This is a genomic window from Lentzea sp. NPDC102401 (assembly GCF_044765805.1).
Lineage (GTDB): Bacteria > Actinomycetota > Actinomycetes > Mycobacteriales > Pseudonocardiaceae > Lentzea > Lentzea sokolovensis.
In genome coordinates this window covers 45266-65021 of sequence record NZ_JBIWKS010000018.1, presented here as the reverse complement: position 1 = coordinate 65021, position 19756 = coordinate 45266, and the positions used below count along the sequence as shown (strand labels likewise).

Below are 19756 nucleotides of genomic sequence, written 5' to 3'. Positions count from 1 at the left end.
CAGCGGTATGCGCGTGGCCGGTCTTCTGCTCGCCGCGGGGGCCGGTCGCCGGTTCGGTTCCCCCAAGGCTCTCGTCCCGTTGAACGGCAAGCTCTTCGTGGACTCGGCCGCCGAGCTCCTCAGAGCCGCGGGCTGCGACCCGGTCGTCGTAGTTCTCGGCGCACAAGCGGCGGAGGTCAGGGCTAAGGCCACTTTGGACGGCGTGACCGTCGTGGACAACCCTCATTGGGACACCGGCATGGGGTCGTCGCTGCGCACCGGCCTGCACGCGATCGGCATCGCGGACGCCGTCGTGGTGCTCCCCGTGGACACCCCTGGAGTCACCGTCGAGGCCCTGCACCGACTGATGGCGCTCGCCGAGCCGACGGTGCTGGCGCGCGCCACCTACGAGGGCGAAATCGGGCACCCGGTGCTGATCGGGTCGGACCACTTCGCGGGCGTCATGGCGTCGGCGGCGGGCGACCAGGGAGCACGGGACTACCTCAAGGCGAACACCGTCCGCCACGTCGAATGCGCCGACGTGGCGGACGGTGCGGACATCGATCGACCGGAAGATCTCAGGCGACGTAGCGGCGGAGCTTGATGCCCGACGACACGTTGGACGCGCTCAGCCAGTGCAGGCCGCCGCCCGCGTAGGCCGGGTCGGACACGGCGAACTCGTTGCCACCGGCGCGGTAGCCGACGATCGTGGCGTAGTGGCCGCCGGAGTAGTTGCGGCCGTTGAGGCGGATCACGTTGATGACGACGGCGTGGCCGCGGTCGGCGTTGTAGACGACGTCGGCCTTGAGCTTCTGCAGCAGCTGCGCGTCCGTCGACCACTGCTTGACCTGGTAGTAGGTCGAGCCGGTGTAGTGGTCGAGGGCGTTCTCGAGGTTCTTGATGTTGGGCAGGCCGTCGGTCGTGACCTTCATGAACGAGGCCAGTGTGGACTGCTCGACGTACTTGCCGCGCGCGGTCAGGGCGATGCGGGCGGCGGCAGCGGAGCACCAGTAACCGGTCTTCTGCACCTGGAACTGGTGCGGCAGCACGCCTTCGCTCTGGATGCCGAGCTCGGCGGCGGCCGGGATGACGTTCTCGCCCGGCGCCGCGAGCGCGACCGGCGCGGTCAGAATCGTCATGGCGACGCCAGCCGCGGCCACTGCCGCGGTGATCTTCGCAAGCTTCATCGAAACAACCCCTCAGTGTGGCGCCGTCCCCTTGATCCGGCGCTCGGCGAAAGCTTGGCGGCAACGCGAGAACGGCCGCCACCACATTCGGCCAAGTCCTAAAAAGCCAGGTAGGAGTACTCACGCGGGCGCACAGACCCACCCAAGGTGGGCGATCTGCACCAATCGGATGAGTCGTCTCGAATCCGGTACAGGTCCCGTACCGCTGTGCCAGTCTGCTTGCCGTGCTGCGTGTCCACTTCACGGCGGAGGACCTGGCGAAGGTGCGTGTCGCCACCGGTCCCGACCCGATGTGGGAGATCCTGCTGAGCCTGCACGTGCTGCGGCAGCGTTCGGCCGCGCCCGTGTTCGGCACGTGGCGCGCGACCGTGCGGGCGACGTTGCCCGACGACACGCGCTGGCTCATGCAGCTGGCGCCGCCGGTCGGCTACTCCCCCGACTTCCTGACGCCCACCGCGGGCTCGTGCGCCGTGGACGCGGGCATCGACGCGGTGCTGTCGACGCCCGCGGAGTCGTTGCGCGCGGACCTGGAGCAGTTGGGCTGCCAGCAACGTCTCGACCCTCGCACGCACCGGCTGGCCAGTGGTGACGCAGCCACTTTGGACTCACTCGGCGACGCGTTGCGCGCCTACCACCGCCACGCGCTCGCCCCGATCTGGGATGAGGTCCGCGCTGTCGTCGACGTCGACCGCGCGGTGCGGGCACGGTCCTTTCTGGACAGCGGCTGCGTGGGCGTGCTCGCGGCCCTGCACCCGACGATCTCGTGGACACCGTCGGTGTTGTCGATCGAGTCGCGCCTCGCACAGCGTGACGTCCACTTACGCGGCCAGGGCTTGATTCTCGTGCCGTCGTACTTCTGCTGGGAACGGCCGATCATGCTCCGCGACCCCAGCCGCACGCCCGTGCTCGTCTATCCGATCGCACGCGACCTGCACGTGACGAGTACCGGCAAACGGTCGCTGGAGGCGTTGCTCGGCCGCACCCGTGCCGCCGCACTGGAGGTCATCGCCGGCGGCTGCACCACCACGGAACTGGCCCGCCGCCTCGGAATCTCGGCGGCCTCGGCCAGTGCCCACGCCTCGGTCCTGCGCGACGCGGGCCTGGCCGTCGCCCAGCGCCACCGCAACTCGGTGCTGCACACCGCGTCGGCGCTGGGCGTCGAACTGCTTGCCTGAGCCAGGCGCTTGTCCACCGTTGTCAGAGCAGGGCCTAAGGCCTTGCCCGCACCGCCGCCCTGGCACACCCGACCGCCACGACGAGCAGCGCCAGCGCCACCCACACCGGCCACAGCTCGGAGTAGGTGATCGCCAGCGCGATGTTCGTGGCCGCCGCGGCCGTGAAGACGGCCACCAGCACCACCCAGAAGTAGAAGTACCGCGTGATCCGACCCACCCCCTGTCCGCCGAGTGCCGCCACACCCTTCATCGCGCGTATCGAGGTTTGTGCTGCCCGGGTTACTGGTGAGGTCATCTGCAATCCGGTAGTACTGACCGGCATGACGACCGACACCGTGACCGGATCCGACTACGGCAATCTCGTGCGCACGCACCTCGCGCGCGTCGAGCAGCACAACGCGGCCGCGCTCGACGACGTGGCCGAGCTCGTGCTGGCCGCCGTCGAGGCCGACGGAATCATCCTCACCGCAGGCGCAGGACACTCACTGGCGGCCGTCGCCGAGACCTTCTACCGGGCAGGCGGCCTGGCCTGCGTCCGCCCGATCTACCACCCCGAACTGCTGCCGATGCACGGCGCGATCAGCAGCACGTCGGCGGAGCGCCGCTCCGGCCTCGCGGGCGAGGTGCTGCGCGAGTCGGGACTGGCCCCGCACGACGTCCTGTTCGTCTTCTCGACCTCGGGTGTGAACCACTACCCGGTCGAACTGGCCCAGGAAGCCGCGAGCAGGGGCTGTCCGGTCGTCGGTGTCACCTCGGTGGCCGCCAGCGCCCAGGCCCCCAGGCGGGCCGGTGCGACGCTGGCCGAGGTGTCCACCGTCGTCCTCGACAACCTGGTCCCGCCGGGTGACTCCACCTACCCGGAGTCCGCGCCGGTCACCGCCGCCGTCTCCACGCTGGCCACGACGTTCCTGTGGAACCTGCTGATGGTCCGGCTGTTCGACAAGGCGGCCGCGTCGGGCGTGCAACTGCCGCTGTGGCGCAGCGCGAACGTGGAGGGCGGCGACGCGGCCAACGCGGACCTGCTGCGCCACTACCAGACCCGCGTCCCGGAACTCGGATAGGTAGAAATCCTCAGGGTTTTGTCAGCGCGCCACCGTTATTCTCCCACCGGGGAAAGCACTGACCTGGGGGGGTCTTCAACAGTGGAGCCGAAAACTCGTAGATGGATCCTGATCGGCGGCGCGCTCGCCACGACGGCAATCGTCGGCGTGGCGGGCGTGTTGCTCTGGTCGGGCAGCAGAACAGTGGTGGTCGCCGATGAACCGGCCAAGTCGGCGGAGACACCGTCACAGGTGGCCCAGTCCTTCCTGACCAGGGCGTTCTCCGGTCCCGCCAGCGCCGCCGTCTTCACCGACGCGCCCGCCGTGGCGACGCCCGCTCTGGAAGCGACCAAGGCCGGCATGGGCACCTCCGCGTTCCAGGCAGCCCTGGCGACGTCCGAACCGCCGCCGGCCGACGCCACCACCGCCGAGCTCACCGCGGCCGTCACCTGGACGATGCCGAGCGCCGCGACGCTGAAGTACGACGTCAAGATCTCCCTGAAGCGAGCGGACGGCGCCTGGAAGGTTCACTGGACCCCCGCGCTCATCCACCCGCAGCTGACCGAGGGCGCCTCGCTCACCTACCGCAAGGCACTGGCGGACGGCGCGCTGCTGGGCCGTGACGGCAAACCGCTGGTCCAGGGCACGATCCCGGACGGCCTCTACAAGACGATCACGGCCACGGCCGGCGACGTGAAGGGCACCGACGGCTGGGAGGTGGGCATCACCGCGGGCGGCGCCTTCACCGCGCTGGACGGCAAGAAGGCGGAAGGGGGCGAGAAGATCACCGTCACCATCGACCCGGCCCGCCAGGCGGCGGCGCAGGCAGCCGTCGACGCTCTCCCGCAGGGCGCGGCGATCGTCGCGATCGAGGCTTCCACCAGCGAGATCCTGGCCGTGGCGCAGAACAAGTCGCTGAACGGCACCAACCCGTTCGTGGGCCGTTACGCCCCCGGCTCGACGATGAAGATCGTGACCGCCGCCGCGGCCATGAACGCGGGCCTGGTCCAGTCCGGCACCGCCCTCCCCTGCCCGGCCAAGGCCACCATCGGCACGCGCACGATCACCAACGCGGGCTTCGGCCACGACAGCGTGCCGTTCCACACGGCGTTCGCCCTGTCCTGCAACACGACCTTCGGCGACCTGGGCTCCAAGCTGGACGCGAACGCCCTCCCCGCCATGGCGAAGCGCTTCGGCCTGGGCGCCGACTGGACCATCCCCGGCGCCGACACGAACACCGGCAAGGTCCCGCCGGCCACTGGCGACCAGCAGGTGGAGAACAGCTTCGGCCAGGGCAACGTGATCGCCAGCCCGTTCGGCATGGCCCTGGTGGCCGCCACCGTCGTCTCGGGCAAGACCCCGGCACCCACCCTCATGCGCGGCAAGCCCTCCGAGCCGAACGACGTGGCCGCACCGCCACCCGCAGCCGTCCTGCAGCCACTGCGCGCCATGATGCGCGAGGTCGTCACCTCCGGCACCGCCAAACAGCTCGCCGGAATCCCCGGCCTGGCAGGCAAAACCGGCACGGCGGAGGCGGGCGGCGGCACCGCGCACGGCTGGTTCGTCGGCTACCAGAACAACGTGGCGTTCGCGGTGGTCGTGGAGAACGCCGGTTCGTCGGCCAGCGCCCTGGACGCGACGGCGACCTTCCTCAAGTGACGACCACCGCTGCTCGCGCGGCACGATCGGGCGGCGGTGGAAAGCCTCGGTGACGACCGCCGCGCGGTCGCTCACCTCCAACTCGGCGTAGACGGCGAGCCGGAGTGACTCGACGGTGGTCTCGGGGGACGAAGAGTCCTCGGGCCGCCTCGCGGTTCGTCGCCCCACCCGGCGACGAACCGCAACACCTCCAACCCACGCGGGCTGAGCACCACGGCGGACTCCGGCCGCACTCGCTTCATCAGCAACGCCGCCGGGGCGAGCACCGCCTCGCCCCGCCCCGCGCAGTGGCCCGGACCGCCCGCACGAGCTCGTTCCGCAGAGCGTCCTTGATCAGGTAGCCGGTGGCGCCCGCCTCGATCGCGGACATCACGTCGTTGTCGTACGTGGTCAGCACGTGTGCGGTTCCGGCGAGCTGTCTGATGGCGGTCAGGCCGTCCGTTCCCGGCATGAGCAGATCCATCAGCAGGACCGGGCACTGCAGCGGCAGGCCTCTCCCCGTCAACCCGCCCGACGCCACCGCGTCCACACCCGGCAAACAGCGCTCGACGGCTCGCCCGCTGGCTGGTGAAACCGCCCGCCGCGTTGCCATGGCACGTCGGCCGACCTGCCCATGCCGAAGCCCGCCGACCGCGATGTCATCACACGTCGACCGACCTGCCCATTCCGAGGCCCGCCCGCCGCGTTGCCATCACACGTCGGCCAACCTGCCCATTCCGAGGCCCGCCGACCGCGCTGTTCAACACTCCGCGCCCGGCTGCCCGTCCCCGGAATTGCTCATCCCGATCCCTTCCGCCCTGGTGGTTCTCACCAAGGCCGAAGAGCATCGCCGGGGCATCAGCCGTTCACCCGGACCAGAGGATGCGCCGCGGCCCGCCGCGGGTCAGTTCGTCTGCGCCACCCCGAGGCGCTCGCTGAACTTCGGCGTCGGCAGGACACCGACGACCGGGGGCTGGGCGAACTGGGTGTTGTAGAGGTCCGCGTAGCGGCCCTCGGCGGTCATCAGTTCGGTGTGCGTGCCGCGTTCGACGATCTCGCCGTGTTCCAGCACCAGGATCTGGTCGGCCGCGCGGATCGTGGAGAGGCGGTGCGCGATCACCAATGAGGTCCGGCCCTGCAGTGCCTCGGTGAGCGCTTCCTGCACGGCTGCCTCGGACTCCGAGTCCAGGTGTGCGGTGGCCTCGTCGAGGATGACCACGCGGGGCTTGGCGAGCAGCAGGCGCGCGATCGTGAGGCGTTGGCGCTCGCCGCCGGACAGGCGGTAGCCGCGTTCGCCGACCACGGTGTCGAGCTGGTCCGGCAGCGACGTCACCAACTCCAGCAGGCGGGCGCGGCGCAACGAGTCCCACAGGTCGTCGTCGGAGGCACCGGGCGACGCGTACTCCAGGTTCGCCCTGATCGTGTCGTGGAACAGGTGGCCGTCCTGCGTCACGACGCCGACGGAGGAGCGCAGCGCGTCGAAGGTCAGGTCGCGAACGTCCACACCGGACAGACGCACGGCACCGGAGTCGACGTCGTAGAGGCGGGGCACCAGGGAGGCGAGCGTGGACTTGCCCGCACCGGACGAACCGACGAGGGCCACCAGCTGGCCTGCTTCGGCCTTGAAGCTGATGCCGTGCAGCACTTCCTCGCCGCCGCGAGTGTCCAAAGTGGCCACGGACTCCAGCGAGGCCAGCGACACCTTGTCCGCGGACGGATAGGCGAAGCGGACGTCGGAGAACTCCACCGACACGGGGCCGTCGGGCACCGAACGGGCGTCCGGGCGTTCCTTGATCATCGGGTCCAGGTCCAGCACCTCGAAGACGCGCTCGAACGACACCAGCGCGGTCATCAGGTCGACGCGGGCGTTCGCGAGCGCGGTCAGCGGTGCGTACAGGCGGGTCAGCAGCAGGGCGAGCGACACGACGGCGCCTGCCGCCAGGTGCCCGGTCAGCGCCAGGTAGCCACCCAGGCCGTAGACCAGCGCCTGCGCGAGGGCCGACACGAGCGTCAGCCCGGTCATGAACCAGCGGGTGGCCATCGCGGTCCGGATGCCGATATCGCGGACCTGCGCGGCCTTCTCGCTGAACTCCTGCTCCTCGCGGTCGGGGCGGCCGAAGAGCTTCACCAGCGTCGCTCCGGGCGCCGAGAAGCGCTCGGTCGACTGCGTGACCATCGAGGCGTTCAGGGTGGACGCCTCCCGCTGCATGTCCGCCATCCGGCGGCCCATCCGCTTGGCAGGCAGCACGAAGACGGGTAACAAGACCAGGGCCAGCGCCGTGACCTGCCACGACAGCGTGAACATGACACCCAGCGACAGCAGCAGCTGGATGATGTTCGTGACGAACCCGGACAGCGTGGAGGTGAAGGCGCGCTGAGCGCCGATCACGTCGTTGTTCAGGCGCGAGACGAGCGCGCCGGTGCGCGTGCGCGTGAAGAACGCGACGGGCATCTTCTGCACGTGACCGAACACGGCACGACGCAGGTCGTAGATCAGGCCTTCACCGATGCGCGTCGACTGCCAGCGCTCGACCACGCCCAGACCGGCGTCGACCACGGCGATCAGCGCGATCGCCACGGCCAGCCACACGACGACGGACGGCGCGGAGCCGCCGACGATCGCGTCGACCACCCGGCCGGCCAGCAGCGGCGTCGACACCGCCAGCACCGACGAGACCACCGTCAGCAGCAGGAACACCACCAGCTTCGCCCGATGAGGCCGGGCGAAGGCCAGTACGCGCCGGAACGTCCCCCGGCGCACTTTGGAGGGGGCGTCCGAGGTCGCCCCCATCATGAATCGCCAAGAGCTGTATCCGTCCACGCTGACTAGAACAGCACAGCGGTCTGACAATTCCGTCGCGCGCGACTAGGAACGCGGAAAGTTTCAGCTTTGAGCGGACAGGGCCGCGAAGGACTGCAGCCGGCGCAGCTGGGCGGCGCGCTCCACCGCGAGCTGCAACTCCGCGTCGATCCCGGAAGCCGCCGACGCGATCAGCGCCAACGTCTCCGTCACCGCACCGGTGAGAGGCTTCAGCACGGCGGCCACCAGCTCGTCGACGGCGCCGTCCAGCCCGTCAGCGGGCACGACGGAGTTCGCGAGGCCGATCCGCAGCGACTCCTCCGCCTTGACCCGGCGGGAGGTCACGCACATCTCGGCCGCGCGCGAGTACCCCACGAGTCGCACCAACGGCAGCGTGCCGCCGAGATCGGGCACCAGACCCAGCCCGGTTTCGGCCATGCAGAACTGCGCGTCCTCGGCGAGCACGCGGAAGTCGCACGCCAGCGCCAACTGGAAACCGGCGCCGATGGCATGCCCTTGCACCGCGGCGATCGTCACGCGTGCGGGATCGCGCAGCCAGGCGAACCCGGCCTGGTACGACGCGATGCGGGCGTCCGCCTCCTCGGGAGACAGCGCCAGGATCGCGCCAAGACCACCGGGCTCACCGTCGACGGGCTCACCGGTGAACATGCGCCGGTCCAGCCCTGCCGAGAAGGCACGGCCGGAGCCCCGGACGACCACGACTCGGACGTCCGGGTCCAGCTGTTCGCCGATGTGCCGCAACGCCTGCCAGGTAGCCGGCGTCTGCGCGTTGAGCACGTCGGGGCGATCGAGCGTGATGGTCGCGCGCGGCCCGGAGATCGCGAGCCGCACACCACCGCGCTCGAGCAAGCCAGCGTCGATAGCAGGCACTGGCATGTCGTTACCTCCGGCGAACTAGAAGCTAGTTACCGGAGAGTAGCAGTCTGAGTCGGGACTACTTCTTCTTCGTCCGGGTGGCGCCACCGCGACCGCGCAGCGTGACCCCGGATTCCGACAGAACCCGGTGCACGAAGCCGTAGGAACGTCCGGTGCTCTCGGCCAAAGCCCGGATGCTCGCGCCCTTTTCGTACTTCTTCTTCAGGTCAGCGGCCAGCTTGTCCCGTGTGGCGCCGGTGATCCGGGCACCCTTCTTCAGGTCAGCCACCTTGTCCCGCCTTCCGTACGAGCAGGTGGGCCGTTCTACGGCCCCTGTCGTCGCAATGATCGAACAGGAACCGGCAGAACGCCAGGTGATCAAGCAAAGAGATCGCCGAACGGTCGATTCGATCACACTGAGTTGATCACAGAACGCGCTCGGTAGTCCTTTGACGCGTGGAGATCACGCCAGCTGAACGAGGTCCAGGTAGTCCTCGGACCAGTGATCCTCGGTGCCGTCGGGCAGCAGGATGACCCTTTCAGGCTCCAGCGCCTCGACCGCGCCGGGGTCATGCGTCACCAGGACGACCGCGCCCTCGTACCGCCGCAACGCGTCGAGAACCTGCTCGCGCGAGGCAGGGTCGAGGTTGTTCGTCGGCTCGTCCAGCAGCAGCACGTTCGCCGCCGACGACACCAGACCGGCCAGCGCCAGTCGCGTCTTCTCTCCACCGGACAACGTGCCGGCGGGCTGCTCCAGCTGCTCGCCGCTGAACAGGAACGTGCCGAGCAACGACCGCAGCTTCTGTTCCTGCTCGTCCGGCGCCATGTGCCGGATGTTCTCCCACACCGACGCGTTGTGGTCGAGCGTCTCGTGCTCCTGCGCGAAGTAGCCGATCTTCAGGCCGTGACCGGGCACGACGCCACCGGCGTCCGCCTTCTCGCTGCCGCCCAGCAACCGCAGCAGCGTGGTCTTGCCGGCGCCGTTGAAGCCGAGCACGACGACGCGGGAACCCTTGTCGATCGCGAGGTCCACGCCGGTGAAGATCTCCAGCGAGCCGTAGGACTTGCTCAGACCCTCTGCCATCAAAGGGGTCTTGCCGCACGGGGCGGGCGCCGGGAAGGTGATCCGCGCGACCTTGTCGCTCTGGCGCACGTCGTCGAGACCGTCGAGCAGCTTCTGGGCGCGCTTCGCCATGTTCTGCGCCGCAACGGCCTTCGTGGCCTTCGCGCCCATCTTGGCGGCCTGCGTCATCAACGCGCCGGCCTTCTTCTCGGCGTTGGCGCGCTCACGACGACGACGCTTCTCGTCCGTCGCACGGGCTTCGAGGTACTTCTTCCAGCCCAGGTTGTAGATGTCGACCTCGCCGCGCATGGCGTCGAGGAACCACACCTTGTTCACGACGTCGTCGAGCAGCTCGACGTCGTGGGAGATCACGACGAGACCGCCGTCGTGCGACTTGAGGAAGCCGCGCAGCCACGTGATCGAGTCGGCGTCGAGGTGGTTCGTGGGCTCGTCGATCAGCAGGATCGTGCTCGACTTCGCGCCGACACCGGCCTCGGAGGCGGCGAACAGGATGCGCGCCAGCTCGACGCGGCGGCGCTGGCCACCCGAGAGCGTGCTGAGCGGCTGAGCGAGGACGCGGTCGGGCAGACCGAGGTTCGAGCAGATGCGGGCGGCCTCGGACTCGGCGGCGTACCCGCCCAGCGACGAGAAGCGCTCCTCGAGCCTGCCGTACTTGGTGACGGCCTTGTCGAGCTCGTCGGGGTCGACCAGCTCGGACATCTTCGACTGGGCCTTCTCCATGTCGCGGAGCAGCTGGTCGAGGCCGCGCGCGGACAGCACCCGGTCCTTGGCGATGACGGACAGGTCGCCCTCGCGCGGGTCCTGCGGCAGGTAGCCGAGCGCGCCCTTGCGCATGATGGCGCCGGCGTACGGCTCTCCCTCACCGGCGAGAACGCGCAGGGAGGTGGTCTTGCCGGCACCGTTGCGGCCCACGAGGCCGATGCGGTCGCCGGGCTGAACGCGCAGGTTGGCGCCGCTCACGAGAATGCGTGAGCCCGCGCGCAACTCCATGTCAGTTGCGGTGATCAAGAGAAACTCCGAGTAGTTGCAAAAACTCCGGGCATGACAAGGGATGGCACGTCCGGTTCGGCCTACTCGAGGAGGATCACGCAACCCATTCTACGGGATCACGACCATCGAATTTCCCACCTGTGGCCAGGCGCATAGATTGCGGCCATGAGCGAAGACTTCTCGGGCAAGGCCGCGCTGGTCACCGGCGCGTCCCGCGGCATCGGCTACGGCATCGCACGCGAGCTCCTCTCTCGCGGCGCCTCCGTCACGATCACGGGCCGCAAGGCCGACCAGCTGGCCGAGGCGGCGAAGCAGCTGGAGGCCGACACCGGCGGCAAGGTCCTCACGATCCAGGGCAACGCCGGCGACGACGCGTCCCGCGAAGAGGTCGTCACGCGCACGGTCGAGGAGTTCGGCAGCCTCGACGTGCTCGTCAACAACACCGGCATCAACCCGCAGTACGGGTTCCTGATGGACGCCGACCTGAACGCCGTCCGGAAGATCTTCGACGTCAACGTGGTGGCCACGCTCGGTTTCATCCAGCTCGCATGGAAGGCGTGGATGAGCGAGCACGGCGGCGCGGTCGTGAACGTCGCGTCGATCGGCGGCATCCGGTCCACGGGCGTGATCGGCGCGTACGGCGCGTCGAAGGCGGCGCTGATCCGCCTGACCGAGGAACTCGCGTGGCAGCTCGGCCCGAAGGTGCGCGTGAACGCCGTCGCGCCCGCCGTGGTGAAGACGAAGTTCGCGGAGGCCCTCTACGTCGGGCGCGAGGAGGAAGCCTCGCAGCAGTACCCGATGAAGCGCCTCGGCACGCCGGAGGACGTCGCCTCTCTCGTGGCGTTCCTCTGCTCCGACAAGGCTTCCTGGATCACCGGTGAGACCGTGCGCGTGGACGGCGGTCTGCTGTCGACCGGCACGGCGGGTTAATCGGGCTCCACCCCCAGCACGTCGAGGAACGCGGCCGTGGCCGGTGTCAGCCCGGCCGCGCTCCACACGAGGTGCTCGACGCGTGACGGCCCGCCCACGATCGGCACCGTCGCGACACCACTGAGCTGGGGCGTGTACCGCGACGGCAGCACGGCGACCGCGAGCCCCTCCCGGATCAGCCCGGCCATCAACTCGGCGGTGGTCACCTCGAACGCGACCTCGCGATGCAGTCCCGCGATCGAGAAGGCCTGATCCGACTGCATGCGTCCCGGTGATCCCGCCGGAAAATCCGCGAACAGCTCCTCGGCGAGCGCCCGCAGGTTCGTCGACTCCTGACGCGCCAGCGGATGTTCAGGTGCCACCACGGCCACGTGCTCGTCGCGCGCCAGCTCACGCCCTCGCACGCCGTCCGGCCGCACGCCGAGCGGCAACCCGAGGAACGCCAGATCGAGCGTTCCCTGCCGCACCTGCTCGACCATGTCGAGGCTCGACAGCATCCGCAACGCGACCCGCACCTGCGGATACCGCTCGCGGAACACCTTCAGCGCGGCCGGCAGGTCTACGGCCGCGACGGTCGGGATCACGCCGACGACGACCCGTCCGCGCACCTCCCCCACCGCCGCGGCGACCTCGGCCACCGCCCGTTCGGCGAAGTCGAGGCACTGCCGCGCGGACGGCAGGAACGCCGCACCGGCCGGGGTCAGCCGGACGCTGCGACTGGTCCGCTCGAACAGCCGCGCACCCAGCGACCGTTCAAGGCGCGCGACCTGATGGCTCAACGCCGACTGCACGACGTGGCACCGCCGGGCCGCCTGCGTGAAGCTGCCCGTCTCGGCGACCGCCACCACGTACCGCATCTGCTGAAGCTCCACCCATCCATCTTGAATCACGATGGATCGGATGAAAAGCATGCGTTGGACTCATCGATCGCACCGGCCAACACTGGAGGACGTGAAGAACAGCGACCTCTCCCGCACCGCGCTGGCGGCGTTCGCGCCGGTGGTCTGGGGCTCGACCTACGTGGTCACGACCGAACTGCTGCCGGTGGGACACCCGCTGTTCGCCGGCCTGCTCCGCGCGCTTCCCGCCGGCCTGATCGCGCTGGCGCTGACCAGGACGCTGCCGCGCGGTTCGTGGTGGGCGAAGGCGGCCGCTCTGGGCGTGCTCAACATCGGCCTGTTCTTCCCGTTCCTGTTCATCGCGGCCGAACGCCTGCCCGGCGGCGTGGCGGCCACCCTGGGCGCCGCACAGCCGCTCGTGGTGGCGTTGCTGGCGATCGGCGTGCTCAAGGAGAACGCGTCCGCGTGGCGCCTCGCCTGGGGCGTGATCGGCATGCTGGGTGTCGGACTCGTGGTGCTCGGACCGGCGGCGGGCTTCGACCTGGTCGGCGTGCTGGCCGGGCTGGGCGGCGCCGCGACGATGGCGCTCGGCGTGACGCTGACGAAGAAGTGGGGCAGGCCCGCGGGGGCGACCCCGACGGCGTTCGCGGGCTGGCAACTCACGGCGGGCGGGCTGTTCCTGGTGCCGGTGACGTTCCTGTTCGAGGGACCGCCGCCCGCGATCGGCCTGACCGCACTGCTCGGCTACCTGTGGCTGGGCGGTGTCGGCGGCCTGCTCGCCTACGTCCTGTGGTTCCGCGCGATCGGCACGCTGCCGGTCACGTCCGTCTCGATGCTCGGCCTGCTGTCCCCGATGGTCGCCGCGCTGCTCGGCGTCGTCGTGCTCGGCCAGACGCTCGACCCGGTGCAGCTCACCGGTTTCGCCCTCGCCCTCGCCGCGATCGTGGCCGGCCAGCGACCGGCACCCGTTCTCAGCAAAGGAGTTCTCCAGTGAAGATCGCGGTCGTCGGCGCCTCCGGCATGGTCGGATCGCGGGTCGTCGCCGAGGCGGTGCGGCGCGGGCACGACGTGACGGAGGTGTCCCGCGGCGCCGGCGGTGACGCCACCGACCGCGAGCTGATGGACAGCGTTCTGTCCGGAGTGGACGGTGCCGTGGTGGCCACCACCGGCGTCACCTCGACAGTGCTGCTCGACGCGGCACTCGCGACCCGCACACGGGTCCTCGTCGTCGGTGGCGCCGCACCGCTGCGAACGCCGGACGGCACCGGCCTCGTGCTCGACGACGACCGGTACGTACCACCGCATATCCGTTCCGTCGCCGAGGCGAGCATGCGGCAGTTGCACGAGTGCGAGGCGCACAGCGCCGACTGGGTCTACCTGAGCCCGCCCGCGCTGCTCGAACCGGGCGAGCGCAGCGGCGTCTACCGGCGTGGCACGGACGTGCTGCTCACCGGCCCGTCCTCGATCTCGGCCGAGGACCTGGCCGTCGCGGTGCTCGACGAACTGGAGAGCCCCGGCGAGGACCGCCGGTTCACGGTCGCGAGCCGAGGTCCAGCAGCAGGATGAGCTCACCGTCGTCGTCGACCTCGCCGGTGGGCTCGAACCCGAACGCGCGGTAGAACGACTCGGGCGACCCCTCCCCCGGCACGCAACTCGTGTACAACTCCGTGGCACCCGCCTCGCGTAGCAGCGCCACGACCTCGGTGAGGATCGCGGTGCCGTAGCCACGGCCCTGCTGCCCGGCGTCCACGAGCAGCCGCCACAGGAAGTACGGCCCGCGCAGACCGGGCCTGGGCACGAGGTTCCAGCTCAGCATGACGAACCCGACGGGCGTGTCCCCGTCGTAGGCCGCGCGGAACCACGGTTTGGCCTCGGGGTTCTCCCGCGCGTGCTGGAAGGACTTCTCGACGGACGCGACGAAACGTTCCTGCGCGGGGTGCACGTGCACGGCGATGACGGCGTCCCGGTTGGCGTCGGTGACCTCGACCAGGCGGATCTGAGCGCTCATGCCCGGAGAGTGTGCCGCTCAGCCGGCGGCCGAGGGGGTCGTGGACACCGGTTGTCCCATTGAGGACATCGGGGGCTTCGTGACGATCGACGACGTGCTGGGCGGCGCGGAGGTGGGTGGTGCGGAGGCAGGTGGCGCGGAGGCGGGCGGCAGCACGACCTCGCTGGACCGCGGCGTGGTGTTCGCCGGCGTCCTGGTGGCCGACGGTGACCCGACGGAGACCGGCGACGAGGAAGGCGACGGAACCGGCGACGTCGTGGTGGTCGTGGACGGCACTGGTGTCGCCGGTTCCACGGGTGCCGCGGCGGGCAGCACGGCAAGCGCCACCGCCACGACCCCCACGGTCGCGAGGCCGCTGCCGACCACCGCGATGGTGCGGCGCCGGGATCGCACGGCCTGGCCGCGCTGGATGAGGTCGGCCGCCGTGATGGCCCGCGGCGGCGCCTCTTCCTGGTGCAGAGCGGAGAAAGTCGCCCGCAGGTCGTCTTCGCGAACCATCACACCTCCAGCCTCAGATGATCGAATTCGGGGCCGAGCCTGCGCCGCAACGCGTCCAGGCCCTTGCTGCTCTGCGACTTCACCGTGCCCGTCGAGCACTTCAGCGCCGCCGCCGTGTCCTCGACGCTCAGATCGTGCCAAAAGCGCAGCACGAGGACAGCGCGTTGCCGTGCGGGCACGGCGGTGAGCGCCTGCCACACCACGAGCCTGTCCTCCGCCGCGGGGACGGAGGACAGGCCCTCTGGGGGTGCGTCAGTCAGCTTCTCCCGGCGCCAGCGCACTTTGCGGCGTTCGGCGAGGAACGTCCGCACGACGATCTGGCGCAGGTACGGCTCCAGCCCCGACCGGTCCGCGAGCTTGGGACCGGCCAGGTACAGCTTCAAGAACGCCGACTGCATGACGTCCTCAGATACTTGGCGCTGGGGTTACAGTAGGCGGATGGACCAGCGCGGAGCGGCGATCTACGCACGCCAGTCGAAGGGCAAGTTCATCTCGGTCCAAGACCAGGTGAAGAAGGGCACCGAGCGGTGCGCAGCAAGAAGCCTCCCCGTTTTCGACACATATCGCGACAAGGTAAGCGCGAGCCGATTCGGCGCAGAAAGCGGAAAGGTCCGAGAAGACTGGCCGCGTCTCGTCGCCGATGTGGAGGCCGGTCGAATTGGCTTCGTGTGGCTATGGGATGCCAGCCGCGGCGACCGCACTCCTGAGACGTGGCACCCGTTCCTGTCGGCCTGCCGCGCGTTGAAGGTCCTGATCTACTCCGAGCGCGACGACTACGCATACCGTCCGTGGATTCCTCGTGAGTGGAAGACACTGGCCGACTCCGGCAACGACGCCGCCTACGAATCTGAGATCAAGTCGGTGGACATCCGCCGGGGCGTCGATGAAGCGGCGATTGCCGGACGACCACACGGCATCGCACCCTACGGCTATAGCCGCGAGTACGACCCTCGTGATCGCGAAAACTTCACGCAAGTTCCAAACGAGCACGCTCCGATCGTGGAAGAGATCATCCGCCGGGTAGGGGCCCGCGACCCGATCATCAACATCGCGCGCGATCTCGATGCGCGAGGAGTCCCCACACCGAATGCGCGTGACGGTGGCACCAGCAAGTGGGCAAGGCAGTCAATTCGGCAGATCGCCAACAATCTCGCATACGCCGGTATCCGTGTGCACAACGGTGAACAGAGCCAAGGAAACTGGCAGAAGATCGTCAGCCGGAAGGCACTGGAAAGCGCACGCTCGGTTCTGGCTGAACCGGACAGGAAGACCTCGCCGCCAGGAGCGCTGACGTACCTGCTGTCCTACTTGATGATCGGGCCGCATGGGGACGTGAACACCCACCCGAGCAAAGGCGGGCGGGTGCCGCGCTATCGATGTCTCGCAGACGGATGCTCGTCCGTGGGAATGCCGGAGGCCGACGAGTATGTGACTCGTGTCGTGCTGGCTCGGCTCGCGCTGCCGGACGCGCGCGACGTGTTCGACACCAACGCCAAGGACATGGACGACGCGTACGAGAAGCTGGGCGAGGTCGAGGCAGAAGCCCGCGAACTGGAGGTGGAGGTCAACGCCGGCCGGATGCGTCCTGCCCTGGCCGCTCAGTTCGACGCTGGCATCCAGAAGCGTCTCACCGCGGCACGTGCACGAGTCGCGGCTCTATCCGGACAGGCCGCCGCCTTCGCGCTGATGGGCGATGGCGAGTTCACGGCCGCGACGGCGCGCCCTCGCTGGGACGCGTTGAGCATCGCCGCGCGAAGGTCGATCGTCAGTGCGGTGGTGAGAGAGGTCAGGCTGTTGCCGAAGGGCGAGGGCGACAGGCCATTGACGCGCTGGTCGACGCCAGCAGATCGTCTGCTGATGGCCGAGAAGCTGGTCAACGTGTCGTTGAGGTGAGACGCCACCGGCCGGCCGCGGGGAAGGACGCAGACCGGCCGGCTGGCGGAGGTTGACGCTAGTTCGAACGCCTGTGCAGCCACTCGATACTGGTGACCGATCCCTGTTCGGCATCCGACAAGCGCGCTTCAAGCTCGGCAGCAAGGAGTTTGTCGCCCCATCGCTCGGCCAAGCCTGCAATCTGCGCGAGCGCTTCGATGCGGGCGTTCTCGACCGTGCTGAGGATCTTGCTGCCCACCCAGAAGATCGCGAGGACGATCCAGCTGACTGCGGTCGCGAGCCGGAGCAGGCCAGCTGCTACTTCGGCGCCGTCGCTCGGATTCGCGACAAGGGAAACGAGCACCGTGCTTGTAGTCAGCACGGCCGTGAATAGCAGAAGTAGGACCAGGGCTTTGACGGTCACTTATCCCCTCCCAGTTGGACTGATCGCCCGGCAGGGGGTCAACCTAGCTTGGTTGTAGTGACAACATCAGGAGTTTTACTAGTCCTATCGGGTCATCCTGTGTCCCGATCGGGTGCGGCGTTCGGCGCAGCGTTCAGTACCGCATACAGACGGTTAACCGCCGCACGCGCTGCCTCAGTCCCCTTCGTTCGCTTCAGCGCATCGAAGTACGCCTCAAGGCCGAGGTACGCCTCTTCGGTGTCGTGCTCTTGGTTGGGATTGCCGCGGACGCTCAGGCCGGCCAATCCCAGGGTCTCGACGACATCGAGCTGAAGGACTCGCGCGACTGCGGCGACCTTCTCGGGACTGGGGTTGGCGTCGAAGCGAATGCCCCGTCGCAGCTCGTATCCGCGTTCATAGGTTTGCAGCAACGTGTCGCTGATGCCGGCCTGCCGGGCAACCTCTTTGCGCGACAGCAGCAGCCGGTTGCGCGCACCCTCCAGGACCTCACCCAGCGGCCAGTCCCGCTCATCGTTGCTGCTCACGCGTACAAGCATCCCACAGCAAAGCGGAGCAAAGCGAGGGCTGCCTAACATCAACATCTAACGGACTCAAACGTCACCCGCTTTGCGCAATCTATTGCCGCTTTGCGCCGCTTTGCTCTACGCTTTGCGCCCATGAGCCCCCACACCCCCTCCGCTCTTCAGGTGAACCTTCACCGCCTGCGTATCCAGCGGGAGTGGGACCGCACGGAACTCGCCCGCAAAGCGGGCGTGTCGCTTCCCTACGTGTCCCAGCTGCTGTCCGGTGCGAAGACCAACCCCCGCATCACGGTGCTGCGCAAGCTCGCCACCGCACTCGGCACGACCGTCGCCGAGCTGACCGGCGAGGTGGACACCGACGAGACGCCCGAAGACGCCGAGGACCTCAACCGTGTTCCCGCCGCTTCCTGAGCTCGACGCGCGCATCGCCGCGCTGGTCGCTGACGCTCCCCCACTTCGTCCCGAGCAGCGCCATCAGCTCGCGGCACTGCTCGGGCCCAGCCCAACAGGTGCCCGCAAGGCCCCAGCCGCCTGAGTCGGCCCACTTCACGCCGCTCGTCGGCTCCCGCACCAAAGCCCCGAAACGAGAAGCGGGCCGTTCGTCGCTACCCGAACGGCCCGCCACGACCACGGAGGTACCCGTGCTCACCACCAAGGATCTCACCCTCTCCGGCACCATCGACGCCGTCGCCGATGTGCCGGTCACCACCGCCCGTGACACCGCGATCGCCGAGGTCATCGCGATGCACGACTTCGCGATCGACAGGGACTTGCTCGTGCCGACGGTCCTCACCGCAGCCGTCGAGCAGCTCCGCCAGGCCGTCCGCCTCGATGCACCGTTGAAGGCCCCGGTTTCGCTGATGAACGTGCGGGTGCTCGACCGTGGCACCTCGATCAACTCGATCACCGCGGTCCGCACGGTCACCATCCCCGCCGTCTGCCCCGCCTGCGGCGGTCCCCGCGGCCAGGAACTGATGGAGCTGCACAGCCACATCTACGGGATCGGCATGACCTACGACCGGTGGGACAACCCCTGCGGCCACAACGACACCTACGAGGCCGTGCTGGTCGAGGCCCGCCGCTTCAACGACCTCGTGCGGGGTGCCTGATGCGGCACTGGACCAAGACCCAGCTCAACGACCAGTACGAGTTGCTGCGCGAGCAGTGGAACGCACGTCTGGTCAGCCTGCCCTCGGACAAGCTGCGGGAGATCGAGAACTTCCGCAGCTTGGCGGGTATCGAACTACGCCTCGCGGACGTGGTCGAAGCCGCCGCAGACCGCAAGGAAACGACGTTCCTGGAGTTCCAGGCGCTCCACCAGGCGGCCCGCTACCGCCGGTCCGAAGCCGAGTACTGGCGACAGCAGGCCGACAAGATCGTGGCACGTCTGGCCGGTTCCTGATGCGTCGCTTCCTGATCGACCTCGGCACGGTGGCGCGCGACCTACTCCGCGTCATGGCCATCACCGTTCTGGCCCTCACGGTCGTGCTGGTGAGCGGCATGGCCGTACACATCGGCGCCGGGCCGGAGGCCTCGCTCTACGTCATCAACGAGGGCCTGGTCGCCGTCGCGCTGGGACTGCTCGGCTGGCTCACGATCGTCGGCCGGCACCGGTACGAGCGGCGGCCGAGATGAGCCACCGCCTCGACCTCGAGCCACTCGCCGGCCTCGACCTCGCCCAGCTCAGCGAGGCCCACGACACCGTGCTCGCTCTGCTCGTCTTCCTGCTGCTGCCGCTGCTCGTCGCCATCACCGGGGTCACCTCATGACCAAGCCCGAAGAGCCCCGCAAGACGAGCTGGTTCCAGCGATGGCTCAGCCACGACGACCCGTTCGACCAGGACCTCGATCCCGATGACGCCAAGCAGCAGGACGACACCGAGAAGGACGCCTGAC

General features: G+C 69.0%; 28 protein-coding genes. 14 read left to right on the top strand and 14 right to left on the bottom strand.

The genetic code is table 11. The annotated features are described in order from the left end of the window. The first annotated feature begins 7 nt into the window (after positions 1-7). Positions 8-583: an NTP transferase domain-containing protein gene (locus ACIRG5_RS42670; protein ID WP_402916180.1), complete on the top strand. Its 576-nt coding sequence runs from the start codon at positions 8-10 to the stop codon at positions 581-583. On the opposite strand, the gene ACIRG5_RS42665 is transcribed toward ACIRG5_RS42670, so the two are convergent. Then, the gene (locus tag ACIRG5_RS42665; RefSeq protein ID WP_402916178.1) at positions 558-1166 is read right to left on the bottom strand and encodes a C39 family peptidase; all 609 of its coding nucleotides are present in this window, start codon (positions 1164-1166) and stop codon (positions 558-560) included. The two genes, ACIRG5_RS42670 and ACIRG5_RS42665, sit on opposite strands and share 26 nt — an antisense overlap. A gap of 224 nt (positions 1167-1390) precedes the next feature. On the opposite strand from ACIRG5_RS42665, the gene ACIRG5_RS42660 reads away from it, so the two are divergent. Then, positions 1391-2341 carry an ArsR family transcriptional regulator gene (locus ACIRG5_RS42660; RefSeq protein WP_402916176.1) on the top strand — a complete coding sequence of 317 codons (951 nt, stop codon included), beginning with the start codon at positions 1391-1393 and terminating at the stop codon, positions 2339-2341. Positions 2342-2375: 34 nt separating this feature from the next. Here the strand turns inward: ACIRG5_RS42660 and ACIRG5_RS42655 are convergent, their stop codons facing one another. Continuing rightward, a complete protein-coding gene (locus ACIRG5_RS42655) occupies positions 2376-2558 on the bottom strand; it encodes a hypothetical protein (RefSeq protein ID WP_360048952.1) in 183 nt (60 codons plus the stop codon). 103 nt (positions 2559-2661) lie between these two features. Here ACIRG5_RS42655 and ACIRG5_RS42650 point away from each other — a divergent pair, with 103 nt between their 5' ends. Together ACIRG5_RS42650 and ACIRG5_RS42645 are read left to right on the top strand one after the other, a co-directional pair. Further along, the gene (locus ACIRG5_RS42650; protein WP_402916174.1) at positions 2662-3402 is read left to right on the top strand and encodes an SIS domain-containing protein; all 741 of its coding nucleotides are present in this window, start codon (positions 2662-2664) and stop codon (positions 3400-3402) included. 81 nt (positions 3403-3483) lie between these two features. Further along, complete coding sequence (locus ACIRG5_RS42645; protein ID WP_402916172.1) at positions 3484-5040, top strand: penicillin-binding transpeptidase domain-containing protein; 1557 nt, start codon at positions 3484-3486, stop codon at positions 5038-5040. A gap of 241 nt (positions 5041-5281) precedes the next feature. Here ACIRG5_RS42645 and ACIRG5_RS42640 read toward each other — a convergent pair whose 3' ends face one another. The 5 genes from ACIRG5_RS42640 to ACIRG5_RS42620 form a co-directional block, all read right to left on the bottom strand. Beyond that, positions 5282-5503 (bottom strand): response regulator transcription factor, encoded by a 222-nt coding sequence (locus ACIRG5_RS42640; protein WP_402916170.1) that lies wholly within the window; start codon positions 5501-5503, stop codon positions 5282-5284. Between the two features lie 420 nt (positions 5504-5923). After that, positions 5924-7810: an ABC transporter ATP-binding protein gene (locus ACIRG5_RS42635; protein ID WP_402916168.1), complete on the bottom strand. Its 1887-nt coding sequence runs from the start codon at positions 7808-7810 to the stop codon at positions 5924-5926. A gap of 93 nt (positions 7811-7903) precedes the next feature. Further along, the gene (locus tag ACIRG5_RS42630; RefSeq protein ID WP_402916166.1) at positions 7904-8716 is read right to left on the bottom strand and encodes an enoyl-CoA hydratase/isomerase family protein; all 813 of its coding nucleotides are present in this window, start codon (positions 8714-8716) and stop codon (positions 7904-7906) included. A gap of 58 nt (positions 8717-8774) precedes the next feature. After that, positions 8775-8984 (bottom strand): helix-turn-helix domain-containing protein, encoded by a 210-nt coding sequence (locus tag ACIRG5_RS42625; RefSeq protein ID WP_030473247.1) that lies wholly within the window; start codon positions 8982-8984, stop codon positions 8775-8777. Positions 8985-9158: 174 nt separating this feature from the next. Further along, a complete protein-coding gene (locus ACIRG5_RS42620; RefSeq protein WP_402916164.1) occupies positions 9159-10787 on the bottom strand; it encodes an ABC-F family ATP-binding cassette domain-containing protein in 1629 nt (542 codons plus the stop codon). A gap of 147 nt (positions 10788-10934) precedes the next feature. Here ACIRG5_RS42620 and ACIRG5_RS42615 point away from each other — a divergent pair, with 147 nt between their 5' ends. After that, on the top strand, positions 10935-11699 hold the full coding sequence (locus tag ACIRG5_RS42615; RefSeq protein ID WP_402916162.1) for an SDR family oxidoreductase: 765 nt from the start codon (positions 10935-10937) through the stop codon (positions 11697-11699). On the opposite strand, the gene ACIRG5_RS42610 is transcribed toward ACIRG5_RS42615, so the two are convergent. Continuing rightward, positions 11696-12571, bottom strand: coding sequence for a LysR family transcriptional regulator (locus ACIRG5_RS42610; protein WP_402916160.1), 876 nt, complete (start codon positions 12569-12571; stop codon positions 11696-11698). The two genes, ACIRG5_RS42615 and ACIRG5_RS42610, sit on opposite strands and share 4 nt — an antisense overlap. Before the next feature lie 37 nt (positions 12572-12608). Between ACIRG5_RS42610 and ACIRG5_RS42605 the strand changes: the two genes are divergently transcribed. Together ACIRG5_RS42605 and ACIRG5_RS42600 are read left to right on the top strand one after the other, a co-directional pair. Next, positions 12609-13532 (top strand): EamA family transporter, encoded by a 924-nt coding sequence (locus ACIRG5_RS42605; RefSeq protein WP_402916376.1) that lies wholly within the window; start codon positions 12609-12611, stop codon positions 13530-13532. After that, positions 13529-14104 (top strand): NAD(P)-dependent oxidoreductase, encoded by a 576-nt coding sequence (locus ACIRG5_RS42600; protein WP_402916158.1) that lies wholly within the window; start codon positions 13529-13531, stop codon positions 14102-14104. Before ACIRG5_RS42605 ends, ACIRG5_RS42600 begins: the two co-directional genes overlap by 4 nt. Here the strand turns inward: ACIRG5_RS42600 and ACIRG5_RS42595 are convergent. The 3 genes from ACIRG5_RS42595 to ACIRG5_RS42585 are packed head-to-tail and all read right to left on the bottom strand — an operon-like array spanning position 14070 to position 15442. Further along, on the bottom strand, positions 14070-14546 hold the full coding sequence (locus tag ACIRG5_RS42595) for a GNAT family N-acetyltransferase (RefSeq protein WP_402916156.1): 477 nt from the start codon (positions 14544-14546) through the stop codon (positions 14070-14072). The two genes, ACIRG5_RS42600 and ACIRG5_RS42595, sit on opposite strands and share 35 nt — an antisense overlap. An 18-nt stretch (positions 14547-14564) precedes the next feature. Then, positions 14565-15044: a hypothetical protein gene (locus ACIRG5_RS42590; protein ID WP_402916154.1), complete on the bottom strand. Its 480-nt coding sequence runs from the start codon at positions 15042-15044 to the stop codon at positions 14565-14567. Continuing rightward, on the bottom strand, positions 15044-15442 hold the full coding sequence (locus tag ACIRG5_RS42585; protein ID WP_402916152.1) for a sigma-70 family RNA polymerase sigma factor: 399 nt from the start codon (positions 15440-15442) through the stop codon (positions 15044-15046). Before ACIRG5_RS42585 ends, ACIRG5_RS42590 begins: the two co-directional genes overlap by 1 nt. A gap of 40 nt (positions 15443-15482) precedes the next feature. On the opposite strand from ACIRG5_RS42585, the gene ACIRG5_RS42580 reads away from it, so the two are divergent. Further along, a complete protein-coding gene (locus tag ACIRG5_RS42580; protein WP_402916150.1) occupies positions 15483-16937 on the top strand; it encodes a recombinase family protein in 1455 nt (484 codons plus the stop codon). A gap of 58 nt (positions 16938-16995) precedes the next feature. On the opposite strand, the gene ACIRG5_RS42575 is transcribed toward ACIRG5_RS42580, so the two are convergent. After that, positions 16996-17340 (bottom strand): hypothetical protein, encoded by a 345-nt coding sequence (locus tag ACIRG5_RS42575; protein ID WP_402916148.1) that lies wholly within the window; start codon positions 17338-17340, stop codon positions 16996-16998. A 92-nt stretch (positions 17341-17432) separates the two neighbouring features. Then, positions 17433-17864, bottom strand: coding sequence for a multiprotein-bridging factor 1 family protein (locus tag ACIRG5_RS42570; protein ID WP_402916146.1), 432 nt, complete (start codon positions 17862-17864; stop codon positions 17433-17435). 132 nt (positions 17865-17996) lie between these two features. Between ACIRG5_RS42570 and ACIRG5_RS42565 the strand changes: the two genes are divergently transcribed. Further along, positions 17997-18272 carry a helix-turn-helix domain-containing protein gene (locus ACIRG5_RS42565; protein ID WP_402916144.1) on the top strand — a complete coding sequence of 92 codons (276 nt, stop codon included), beginning with the start codon at positions 17997-17999 and terminating at the stop codon, positions 18270-18272. Here the strand turns inward: ACIRG5_RS42565 and ACIRG5_RS42560 are convergent. Further along, positions 18247-18510, bottom strand: coding sequence for a hypothetical protein (locus tag ACIRG5_RS42560; protein WP_402916142.1), 264 nt, complete (start codon positions 18508-18510; stop codon positions 18247-18249). The two genes, ACIRG5_RS42565 and ACIRG5_RS42560, sit on opposite strands and share 26 nt — an antisense overlap. On the opposite strand from ACIRG5_RS42560, the gene ACIRG5_RS42555 reads away from it, so the two are divergent. From ACIRG5_RS42555 to ACIRG5_RS42535, 5 genes are read left to right on the top strand one after another with little or no spacing between them, the layout of a single operon-like run. Then, the gene (locus ACIRG5_RS42555) at positions 18503-18970 is read left to right on the top strand and encodes a hypothetical protein (RefSeq protein WP_402916140.1); all 468 of its coding nucleotides are present in this window, start codon (positions 18503-18505) and stop codon (positions 18968-18970) included. The genes ACIRG5_RS42560 and ACIRG5_RS42555 overlap by 8 nt on opposite strands. After that, positions 18970-19263 carry a hypothetical protein gene (locus ACIRG5_RS42550; RefSeq protein ID WP_402916139.1) on the top strand — a complete coding sequence of 98 codons (294 nt, stop codon included), beginning with the start codon at positions 18970-18972 and terminating at the stop codon, positions 19261-19263. The genes ACIRG5_RS42555 and ACIRG5_RS42550 overlap by 1 nt, the downstream gene beginning before the upstream one ends. Further along, on the top strand, positions 19263-19496 hold the full coding sequence (locus ACIRG5_RS42545; protein ID WP_402916137.1) for a hypothetical protein: 234 nt from the start codon (positions 19263-19265) through the stop codon (positions 19494-19496). The genes ACIRG5_RS42550 and ACIRG5_RS42545 overlap by 1 nt, the downstream gene beginning before the upstream one ends. After that, positions 19493-19630, top strand: coding sequence for a hypothetical protein (locus ACIRG5_RS42540; RefSeq protein ID WP_402916135.1), 138 nt, complete (start codon positions 19493-19495; stop codon positions 19628-19630). Before ACIRG5_RS42545 ends, ACIRG5_RS42540 begins: the two co-directional genes overlap by 4 nt. Next, positions 19627-19755, top strand: a complete 129-nt coding sequence (locus tag ACIRG5_RS42535; protein ID WP_402916133.1) for a hypothetical protein — start codon at positions 19627-19629, stop codon at positions 19753-19755. Before ACIRG5_RS42540 ends, ACIRG5_RS42535 begins: the two co-directional genes overlap by 4 nt. The last annotated feature ends 1 nt before the right edge of the window (position 19756 follow it).

Bases quoted from the DNA above. Each gene is read 5' to 3' on its own strand.
- ACIRG5_RS42670 (WP_402916180.1), top strand. From the start codon at position 8: ATGCGCGTGGCCGGTCTTCTGCTCGCCGCGGGGGCCGGTCGCCGGTTC.
- ACIRG5_RS42665 (WP_402916178.1), bottom strand. From the start codon at position 1,166: ATGAAGCTTGCGAAGATCACCGCGGCAGTGGCCGCGGCTGGCGTCGCC.
- ACIRG5_RS42650 (WP_402916174.1), top strand. From the start codon at position 2,662: ATGACGACCGACACCGTGACCGGATCCGACTACGGCAATCTCGTGCGC.
- ACIRG5_RS42640 (WP_402916170.1), bottom strand. From the start codon at position 5,503: ATGGATCTGCTCATGCCGGGAACGGACGGCCTGACCGCCATCAGACAG.
- ACIRG5_RS42635 (WP_402916168.1), bottom strand. From the start codon at position 7,810: ATGGGGGCGACCTCGGACGCCCCCTCCAAAGTGCGCCGGGGGACGTTC.
- ACIRG5_RS42630 (WP_402916166.1), bottom strand. From the start codon at position 8,716: ATGCCAGTGCCTGCTATCGACGCTGGCTTGCTCGAGCGCGGTGGTGTG.
- ACIRG5_RS42615 (WP_402916162.1), top strand. From the start codon at position 10,935: ATGAGCGAAGACTTCTCGGGCAAGGCCGCGCTGGTCACCGGCGCGTCC.
- ACIRG5_RS42605 (WP_402916376.1), top strand. From the start codon at position 12,609: ATGCGTTGGACTCATCGATCGCACCGGCCAACACTGGAGGACGTGAAG.
- ACIRG5_RS42595 (WP_402916156.1), bottom strand. From the start codon at position 14,546: ATGAGCGCTCAGATCCGCCTGGTCGAGGTCACCGACGCCAACCGGGAC.
- ACIRG5_RS42590 (WP_402916154.1), bottom strand. From the start codon at position 15,044: ATGGTTCGCGAAGACGACCTGCGGGCGACTTTCTCCGCTCTGCACCAG.
- ACIRG5_RS42585 (WP_402916152.1), bottom strand. From the start codon at position 15,442: ATGCAGTCGGCGTTCTTGAAGCTGTACCTGGCCGGTCCCAAGCTCGCG.
- ACIRG5_RS42580 (WP_402916150.1), top strand. From the start codon at position 15,483: ATGGACCAGCGCGGAGCGGCGATCTACGCACGCCAGTCGAAGGGCAAG.
- ACIRG5_RS42565 (WP_402916144.1), top strand. From the start codon at position 17,997: ATGAGCCCCCACACCCCCTCCGCTCTTCAGGTGAACCTTCACCGCCTG.
- ACIRG5_RS42550 (WP_402916139.1), top strand. From the start codon at position 18,970: ATGCGGCACTGGACCAAGACCCAGCTCAACGACCAGTACGAGTTGCTG.
- ACIRG5_RS42545 (WP_402916137.1), top strand. From the start codon at position 19,263: ATGCGTCGCTTCCTGATCGACCTCGGCACGGTGGCGCGCGACCTACTC.
- ACIRG5_RS42540 (WP_402916135.1), top strand. From the start codon at position 19,493: ATGAGCCACCGCCTCGACCTCGAGCCACTCGCCGGCCTCGACCTCGCC.
- ACIRG5_RS42535 (WP_402916133.1), top strand. From the start codon at position 19,627: ATGACCAAGCCCGAAGAGCCCCGCAAGACGAGCTGGTTCCAGCGATGG.